Origin of the sequence: Mesorhizobium tamadayense, assembly GCF_003863365.1 — a bacterium.
Classification (GTDB): domain Bacteria; phylum Pseudomonadota; class Alphaproteobacteria; order Rhizobiales; family Rhizobiaceae; genus Mesorhizobium; species Mesorhizobium tamadayense.
In genome coordinates this window covers 1-1,076 of the sequence record NZ_RQXT01000172.1, presented here as the reverse complement: position 1 = coordinate 1,076, position 1,076 = coordinate 1, and the positions used below count along the sequence as shown (strand labels likewise).

The following is a 1,076-nucleotide window of genomic DNA, read 5'->3' as shown; positions in this document are numbered from 1 at the left end:
ATCACGAAGTATTTTGGCGAATACAAGCGCTATGACCAGATCGACGCGGCCCCGGAAGAGAAGGCGCGCGGCATCACGATCTCGACGGCGCATGTCGAGTACGAGACGGCCAACCGCCACTATGCCCATGTCGACTGCCCCGGCCACGCCGACTATGTGAAGAACATGATCACCGGTGCCGCCCAGATGGACGGCGCGATCCTGGTGGTGTCGGCCGCCGACGGCCCGATGCCGCAGACGCGCGAGCACATCCTCTTGGCCCGCCAGGTCGGCGTGCCTTCGATCGTGGTGTTTTTGAACAAGGTCGACCAGGTCGACGACGCCGAGCTGCTGGAGCTGGTCGAGCTCGAGGTTCGCGAGCTCCTGACCAAGAACGAGTTCCCCGGCGACGACATTCCGATCGTCAAGGGCTCGGCGCTGGCAGCCCTTGAAGATACCAACAAGACCATCGGCGAGGACGCCATCCGCGAGCTGATGGCGCAGGTCGACGCCTACATCCCGACGCCGGTTCGTCCGCTGGACAAGCCGTTCCTGATGCCGATCGAGGACGTGTTCTCGATCTCGGGCCGCGGCACGGTCGTGACCGGCCGCGTCGAGCGCGGCGTGGTCAAGGTCGGCGAGGAGCTGGAGATCGTCGGCATCCGTCCGACGGTCAAGACCACCTGCACGGGCGTGGAGATGTTCCGCAAGCTGCTCGACCAGGGCCAGGCCGGCGACAACATCGGCGCGCTCTTGCGCGGCATCGACCGCGAGGGTGTCGAGCGCGGCCAGGTTCTGGCAAAGCCCGGCACGGTCAAGCCGCACAAGAAGTTCGTGGCCGAGGCCTACATCCTGACCAAGGACGAGGGCGGCCGCCACACGCCGTTCTTCACCAACTACCGTCCGCAGTTCTACTTCCGCACCACCGACGTGACCGGCATCGTGACGCTGCCGGCCGGCACCGAGATGGTGATGCCCGGCGACAACATCACCGTCGACGTCGAGCTGATCGTGCCGATCGCCATGGAAGAGAAGCTGCGCTTCGCCATCCGTGAAGGCGGCCGCACCGTCGGTGCCGGCATCGTCGTCACCATCAA

General features: G+C 65.4%; 1 protein-coding gene. It reads left to right on the top strand.

All coding sequences use genetic code 11. From position 1 onward, the window contains the following. A partial coding sequence (gene tuf, locus EH240_RS37045; protein WP_125007256.1) for an elongation factor Tu occupies positions 1–1,076 on the top strand: 1,076 nt, incomplete at both ends.